The 6,513-nt window shown below is 67.8% G+C and carries 8 protein-coding genes and 2 tRNA genes; 1 reads left to right on the top strand and 9 read right to left on the bottom strand.

What is annotated here, in order from left to right:
- Positions 1-78: 78 nt before the first annotated feature.
- The 8 genes from nuoE to MFF61_RS21220 all read right to left on the bottom strand — a co-directional run bounded on the left by nuoE (position 79) and on the right by MFF61_RS21220 (position 5,466).
- A complete protein-coding gene (gene nuoE, locus MFF61_RS21255; RefSeq protein WP_238238080.1) occupies positions 79-1,212 on the bottom strand; it encodes an NADH-quinone oxidoreductase subunit NuoE in 1,134 nt (377 codons plus the stop codon).
- A gap of 33 nt (positions 1,213-1,245) precedes the next feature.
- Positions 1,246-2,436, bottom strand: coding sequence for an NADH-quinone oxidoreductase subunit D (locus MFF61_RS21250; RefSeq protein ID WP_238238077.1), 1,191 nt, complete (start codon positions 2,434-2,436; stop codon positions 1,246-1,248).
- The gene (locus tag MFF61_RS21245; protein ID WP_238238074.1) at positions 2,433-2,870 is read right to left on the bottom strand and encodes a GFA family protein; all 438 of its coding nucleotides are present in this window, start codon (positions 2,868-2,870) and stop codon (positions 2,433-2,435) included. Before MFF61_RS21245 ends, MFF61_RS21250 begins: the two co-directional genes overlap by 4 nt.
- A gap of 7 nt (positions 2,871-2,877) precedes the next feature.
- Complete coding sequence (locus tag MFF61_RS21240; protein ID WP_238238072.1) at positions 2,878-3,528, bottom strand: NADH-quinone oxidoreductase subunit C; 651 nt, start codon at positions 3,526-3,528, stop codon at positions 2,878-2,880.
- An 11-nt stretch (positions 3,529-3,539) separates the two neighbouring features.
- Entirely contained in the window at positions 3,540-4,127 is a 588-nt protein-coding gene (locus tag MFF61_RS21235) for a NuoB/complex I 20 kDa subunit family protein (RefSeq protein WP_238238070.1), read from the bottom strand.
- A gap of 43 nt (positions 4,128-4,170) precedes the next feature.
- On the bottom strand, positions 4,171-4,536 hold the full coding sequence (locus MFF61_RS21230; protein ID WP_238238068.1) for an NADH-quinone oxidoreductase subunit A: 366 nt from the start codon (positions 4,534-4,536) through the stop codon (positions 4,171-4,173).
- A gap of 291 nt (positions 4,537-4,827) precedes the next feature.
- Positions 4,828-5,313 carry a CAP domain-containing protein gene (locus MFF61_RS21225; RefSeq protein ID WP_238238065.1) on the bottom strand — a complete coding sequence of 162 codons (486 nt, stop codon included), beginning with the start codon at positions 5,311-5,313 and terminating at the stop codon, positions 4,828-4,830.
- Between the two features lie 76 nt (positions 5,314-5,389).
- Positions 5,390-5,466 (bottom strand) — tRNA-Asp (locus MFF61_RS21220).
- Positions 5,467-5,617: 151 nt separating this feature from the next.
- Here MFF61_RS21220 and MFF61_RS21215 point away from each other — a divergent pair.
- Positions 5,618-5,693 (top strand) — tRNA-Val (locus tag MFF61_RS21215).
- A 272-nt stretch (positions 5,694-5,965) separates the two neighbouring features.
- Here the strand turns inward: MFF61_RS21215 and MFF61_RS21210 are convergent.
- Positions 5,966-6,331 (bottom strand): DUF4214 domain-containing protein, encoded by a 366-nt coding sequence (locus tag MFF61_RS21210; RefSeq protein WP_238238062.1) that lies wholly within the window; start codon positions 6,329-6,331, stop codon positions 5,966-5,968.
- Positions 6,332-6,513 lie beyond the last annotated feature (182 nt).

The raw sequence follows: 6,513 nt of genomic DNA, 5'->3' as shown, positions 1-6,513 counted from the left end.
GGCGCCTTCGAGCCCCGGCGAATGCAGGCCGTAGAGGTTGGTGAAGATGCGATCCTGGTCGGAGAGCATGGCGTCGTCCTACCGGTTCGAGGAAGGTGTGGAGGAGCCCTCGGGGCCCCCTCGGGATCCGGGGCCCGGCGGCCCCTTGTCGTTCGGATCCGCGCCGACCGGCTTGGCCTGCGTGCCGTCCGTGCGCCCGCCGGCGATCGGCTCGGCGCCGGCCTCCCGGGTCGAGCCCTTGGTCTCGGCGACGGGCCGGCCCTCCTCGGGCTTCGACGGCGTCTGCGTGTAGGAGCGGCCGCTCTGCGGCGCGGGCTGCGCCTCCGGGCCGCTTCTGGGCTCGGCGACCGTGCTGCGCTCGGGCGCCGCCTGTCCCTTCGCCTCGGCGGGCTCCACCGGCGCCTTGCCGTCGGCGGCGCGCTGCGCCGGGGCGGCGGCGGCCGGGCTCTCGGTGGCGCGGCCTGAATCGGGCTTGGCGGCCTTGGGCTTCTCGGCGTCCCTGGCGGCGTTCGCCGCCTCGGCCTTCGCACGCAGTTCCGCGCCTTCCTCGTGCAGGCCCTCCTCCTCGAAGCGCTTGCGCCACGCGCCGATGCGCGAGCCGTCGAACAGCGTCTCGTCGGTAAGGGTCGTCAGCCCGCCCTGCGGCTCGGAGGAGGTGCGGCCAACCTGCGAGCCCACCTTGACCGGCCGGCCCGCCGCGAGGTCGTCCATCAGCCGGCCGAGCGATTCGGGGGTCAGGTCCTCATAGTAGTCCTGGTTGATCTGCGCCATCGGGGCGTTGCAGCAGGCGCCCAGGCACTCGACCTCCAGCCACGAGAAGGTGCCGGTCGGGTCGACGTGGCCGGGGGGTCCCAGGCGCTCGTGCAGCATCTGCTTGAGCTCGCGCGCGCCGCAGACGTCGCAGGGCACGGTGCCGCAGACCTGGATCCAGTAGCGGCCGACCGGCTCCAGGGCGAACATCGTGTAGAAGGTCGCGACCTCCAGCACGCGGATATGCGGCATGCCGAGGTGGTCGGCGACCGCCTCGATGGCCTTCTGCGGCAGCCAGCCGCCGTGCTGCTCCTGCGCCTTCCACAGGAGCGGGATCACCGCCGAGGCCTGCCGGCCCTCGGGGTACTTGGCGATCTGGCCCTTGGCCCATTCGGCGTTCTCGGCCGTGAACGCGAAGCTCGCGGGCTGCTGTTCGGCGGGCGCCAGTCTGCGGTTTGCCATCGTGTCAGTTCTCTTCGCCGCTCGTGCCCAGCCTCACCGGTCGACTTCGCCGAACACGATGTCGAGGGTGCCCAGGATGCACGACACGTCCGCCAGCATGTGCCCGCGGCACATCCAGTCCATCGCCTGCAGGTGCGCGAAGCCCGGTGCCCGGATCTTGCAGCGATACGGCTTGTTGGTGCCGTCCGCGACCAGGTAGACGCCGAACTCGCCCTTCGGGGCCTCGACGGCGGCGTAGACCTCGCCCGCCGGCACGTGGAAGCCTTCGGTGTAGAGCTTGAAGTGGTGGATGAGCGCCTCCATCGAGCGCTTCATCTCGCGCCGGGAGGGCGGCGCCACCTTGCCGTCCTGCGTGGCGATCGGCCCCTGACCGGCCGGCTCGCGCAGCTTGGCGAGGCATTGTTTCATGATGCGCACGGACTGGCGCATCTCCTCCATCCGGATGACCTGGCGATCGTAGGTGTCGCCGTTCTTCCCCACGGGGATGTCGAACTCCATCTCCTCGTAGGCCTCGTAGGGCTGCGCCTTGCGCAGGTCCCACGGAATCCCCGAGCCGCGCACCATCACGCCCGAGAAGCCCCAGGCCATCGCCTCGTCCACGCTGACGATGCCGATGTCGACGTTGCGCTGCTTGAAGATGCGGTTGCCCATCACGAGGCTGTCGAGGTCGTCGACCACCTTCAGGAACGGATCGCAGAACGCCTCGATGTCGTCGAGGAGGCCCGCCGGCAGATCCTGGTGGACGCCGCCCGGCCGGAAGTAGTTGGCGTGGAGCCGCGCGCCGCTGGCGCGCTCGTAGAAGATCATCAGCTTCTCGCGCTCCTCGAACCCCCAGAGCGGGGGCGTGAGCGCGCCGACGTCCATCGCCTGCGTGGTCACGTTGAGGAGGTGCGAGAGCAGCCGCCCGATCTCGCAGAACAGGGTGCGGATCAGCTTGGCGCGCCGCGGCACCTCGATGCCCAGCAGCTTCTCCACCGCGAGGCAGAAGGCGTGCTCCTGGTTCATCGGCGCGACGTAGTCGAGCCGGTCGAAGTAGGGCGTGGTCTGCAGGTAGGTCTTGTACTCGATCAGTTTCTCGGTGCCGCGGTGCAGCAGCCCGATATGCGGGTCGACCCGCTCGACGATCTCGCCGTCGAGTTCCAGCACGAGGCGCAGCACGCCGTGCGCGGCCGGGTGCTGGGGTCCGAAATTGATCGAGAAGTTGCGGATGGAATGCTCGGTCATGGGCTGGATCCCGGCGGCCCGGCGAACGCGGCGACGACCTCGGCACCGGTCATCTTGTGCGTGTCGTTCGCGAAGGCGTAGTTGGCGGGCTTGTCGTCGATGAAGATCTCGGTGGCGAGGACGAAGCGGTCCGGCGCGTCGAAGGCCTGGGCGCAGACGGCCAGGAAGGAGCCGTCGCGCATCCGCCAGAACAGCGAGGTGCCGCAGGCGCGGCAGAAGCCCCGCTCGCCGTGGTCGGATGAGGCGTAGAGCCCGAGTTGGCCCTCGTCCTCGACGGCGAGACCCGGATCGCATTCGACGGCCATCAGCGCCCCGCCCGACCAGCGGCGGCACAGGCCGCAATGGCAGACGTCCATCTCCAGGCGCCGGGGGCGGGCGCGGAAGCGCACCGCGCCGCACAGGCATCGTCCGGACAGGGGGGCGGGCTCGCTCATGGCGGGCTCAGTTCGCCTTCGCCTTCTCGTCGCCGGGCAGCACGTAGTCCGTGCCTTCCCAGGGCGAGAGGAAGTCGAAGTTGCGGAATTCCTGCGTGAGCTTCACCGGCTCGTACACCACCCGCGCCTCGTCCTGATCGTAGCGCACCTCGACGAAGCCGGTGAGCGGGAAATCCTTGCGCAGCGGATGGCCCTCGAAGCCGTAGTCGGTGAGCAGCCGGCGCAGGTCCGGGTGGCCCGAGAACAGGATCCCGTAGAGGTCGTAGGTCTCGCGCTCGTACCAGTTGGCGGCCGGGAAGACGGAGATCACGGAGGGCACCGGAGTCGCCTCGTCGGTCTGCACCTTCACGCGGATGCGCTGGTTGTGGCGCAGCGAGAGCAGGTGGTAGACCACGTCGAAGCGCTTGGCCCGGCCCGGATAATCCGCCCCGCAGATGTCCACGAAGGAGCGGAAGGCGCAGGACGGATCGTCGCGCAGGTGGGTGAGCACCCGCACGATCTCGGCGGCCTCGACGATCAGCGTCAGCTCGTCGAAGGCGATCACCCGGTCGGTCACCGCCGGACCGAGCGCCTCGGCCAGCCGGTCGCCGAGGGCCTGAAGCGCCCCGGGGCCGTGGACGGCCTCGGTGTGGGGCCGGATCGTGATGCCGTTCGTCATGGCCCTCGCCCTCAGCGCTCGATCGTGCCGGTCCGGCGGATCTTCTTCTGCAGCAGCAGCACGCCGTAGAGCAGCGCTTCCGCGCTCGGCGGGCAGCCCGGCACGTAGATATCCACCGGCACCACGCGGTCGCAGCCGCGCACCACCGAGTAGGAGTAATGGTAGTAGCCGCCGCCGTTGGCGCAGGAGCCCATCGAGATCACGTAGCGCGGCTCCGGCATCTGGTCGTAGACCTTGCGGAGCGCGGGCGCCATCTTGTTGGTCAGGGTGCCGGCGACGATCATCACGTCCGACTGGCGGGGCGAGGCGCGCGGCGCGAAGCCGAAGCGCTCGGCGTCGTAGCGCGGCATCGACATCTGCATCATCTCGACGGCGCAGCAGGCGAGCCCGAAGGTCATCCACATCAGCGAGCCGGTGCGCGCCCAGGTGATGAGGTCGTCCGCGGTGGTGAGCAGGAAGCCGCGATCGGCCAGCTCGTCGTTGATCGACAGGAAGGTCGGGTCGGTGGCGCCGATCGGCAGTCCCGTCGAGGGGTCGATGAGGCCCTTCGGCTGGGGAGCGATCGCCGGGGCGCGGGAGAGGGGGGTGTCGAGGGCCATGGAGCGGGGGTCTCTCGGAGGCGGCAGGGCTTTCGGGGTCGGCTCAGTCCCACTCGAGGGCGCCCTTGCGCCACTCGTAGACGAACCCGACGGTGAGCACGCCGAGGAAGATCATCATCGACCAGAAGCCGAACCAGCCCAGGTCCCCGAACGTGATCGCCCAGGGAAACAGGAACGCGACCTCGAGGTCGAAGATGATGAACAGGATGGCGACGAGGTAGAAGCGCACGTCGAACTTCATGCGCGCATCGTCGAAGGCGTTGAAGCCGCACTCGTAGGCCGAGAGCTTCTCCGGGTCCGGGCTGTTGTAGGCGACGAGGAAGGGCGCGACGAGCAGCGCCAGCGCGATCACCAGCGAGACGCCGATGAAGATCACGAGGGGCAGGTAATCCGCGAGGAGACCGTTCATCGAGAGCCCTCAATGGTCGTCGGGCGGCGCAGGCACGCGGCCCGGCCGGCTCGGCCCGTCATTCGGAACGGTTCCAAGGCCCGGAGAATGCCGCGAGGCTTAAACGAGCGGGTATGCCGAAACAAGGGGCGTTCGCACCGCACAAACCGCGAACGCGTGATCCCTAGATAACGACGCCGCGCCCGGCCACAACCGGGCGAAGGCCCTTTCGGATGGCGAGTTTCGTCGCAGCCCCCTCCCCTTCCGGGTCGATTTCGCCGCGACGGCGCGGTTCGGCGCCCTGCCGCAGCCTCAGGAATCCGACAGGATCAACGCCCAATAGCGCTTGTAGCGCGTGTCCGGCGCATCCACGCGGGCGATGCCGATCCGGCGGACCTGCGGCATCAGCATGTTGCGATTGTGCTCGGGCGAGGCCTGCCAGCGGCGCAGGACGTCGTCGAAGGTGGCCGCGCCGGCGCTGAGGTTCTCGGCGGCGTAGCGCCCCGCGAAGCCCGCCCGCGCGAGCCGCGCGTCGAAACTGCCGGCCGCCTCGTGGGAGAGCCGGCCGACCCTGGCGTTGGCCTGCGCCTGCAGGGAGGCGGCGCGGATCAGCGAGGAATCGATCACCACCGGTCCCAGCCCGTGGCTGGCGCGGTAGCGCGAGATGGCGGCAGCCGCGGCGGCCTCGTCGAGGACGACCGGGCTCGTGACCGCATCGGGGCTCGGCAGCAGGGCCGAACCGCTGCATCCGGCGAGCGTCAGGCTGGCGGCGAGGAGAACGAGGCGCAGGCGCGGCATATGTCGAGGATCCCAGACCCGGGGACGATCGGGCCGGCCTCGCTTAAAGCGCAGATTGTGAAGATTTTTGGAATGATGGCGCGGGCGACGGGGCTCGAACCCGCGACCTCCGGCGTGACAGGCCGGCACTCTAACCAACTGAGCTACGCCCGCGTGGCGTCTCGCGTTGCTGCGATGGCGGCGGTGTATGGGGCCGGCCCTACCCTGTCAAGCAGGCTGGGAGCGCAAAATCGAAGCCCGCCGCGGCGGCCCGCACCCCCGGCCCTTGCGCTCCCGGATGCACGCCCTTACGCATACGGCCCGCGGGCGGTTAGCTCAGTTGGTAGAGCATCTCGTTTACACCGAGAGGGTCGGCGGTTCGAGCCCGTCACCGCCCACCACCGCTCTTGCAGGGTCGCCCGGAGGGGCTCCCGTCGCGAGCCTATCGTTGAAATCCGTCTCTGACGTCTCCGGGAGTCGGGCGGCGGCGCGTCGGGCGCGCGGCCCGGACCATACGGGCTCGTTCGCTTTCACCGCCTGATCCGACGACCCTGGTTCCGATGGCCCTTGGCGCGCACGCGCTGGCTGCCGGATCCGCCCCGAATGCATCGGCGCCGGTTCGCAACGTGACAGACCACGATCTCGTCGGGCAGGCGCAGCTCAACACCGGTCGTCAGTATTTCCGAAGATCCGGCAATCTATCGTTCAAAGATAATTTCTTCTCCCTCATGTGCTTATCAACGAAAGCATGAACACCGCGATTAACAATTAATAATGAATTCTGCTTGATTTCAGCTGGAGAAGGAATTTTGCCGAACATGGCGATCAGCAGTTTCCTAGCTATCTCGTTCGGACTCGTGTTCAGCAAGAATTTATCGGCAAATTCCTCTGACCGCATGAATTCATTCGCAATATCAAGCGGGCTCATGCCATTGGTAAGACGATCGATCACATAAGCGAAGCCGTCCGGATCTGCATTCCGCAAAAGGATTTTCCCATACAGTTCGCCTGCGACCAGCTGCGCTTTCGAGTGATCCATGATTCTCTCCAAGATAGAACGGCTTTATTGATAATCGCAATTCAGGTCAAGCAAGCATAAATACACTCAATGACAAAAATATTACCTAGAGTTGTGATATCGAGATGCGGGCGCGTTCTCGGACCAAGACATGCGCGGTCCGGCCGTCCAACCGTGCGGTGCGGATGGAAGGCGGAGCATGG

Origin of the sequence: Methylobacterium isbiliense, from assembly GCF_022179325.1 — a bacterium.
GTDB lineage: Bacteria > Pseudomonadota > Alphaproteobacteria > Rhizobiales > Beijerinckiaceae > Methylobacterium > Methylobacterium isbiliense.
This window is presented reverse-complemented; position numbering and strand designations above follow the sequence as displayed.

Excerpts from the sequence above, each read along its gene's own strand:
- MFF61_RS21210 (WP_238238062.1), bottom strand. The coding sequence starts at position 6,331 with ATGGATCACTCGAAAGCGCAGCTGGTCGCAGGCGAACTGTATGGGAAA.
- MFF61_RS21240 (WP_238238072.1), bottom strand. The coding sequence starts at position 3,528 with ATGACGAACGGCATCACGATCCGGCCCCACACCGAGGCCGTCCACGGC.
- MFF61_RS21250 (WP_238238077.1), bottom strand. The coding sequence starts at position 2,436 with ATGACCGAGCATTCCATCCGCAACTTCTCGATCAATTTCGGACCCCAG.
- MFF61_RS21230 (WP_238238068.1), bottom strand. The coding sequence starts at position 4,536 with ATGAACGGTCTCCTCGCGGATTACCTGCCCCTCGTGATCTTCATCGGC.
- MFF61_RS21235 (WP_238238070.1), bottom strand. The coding sequence starts at position 4,127 with ATGGCCCTCGACACCCCCCTCTCCCGCGCCCCGGCGATCGCTCCCCAG.
- nuoE (WP_238238080.1), bottom strand. The coding sequence starts at position 1,212 with ATGGCAAACCGCAGACTGGCGCCCGCCGAACAGCAGCCCGCGAGCTTC.
- MFF61_RS21225 (WP_238238065.1), bottom strand. The coding sequence starts at position 5,313 with ATGCCGCGCCTGCGCCTCGTTCTCCTCGCCGCCAGCCTGACGCTCGCC.
- MFF61_RS21245 (WP_238238074.1), bottom strand. The coding sequence starts at position 2,870 with ATGAGCGAGCCCGCCCCCCTGTCCGGACGATGCCTGTGCGGCGCGGTG.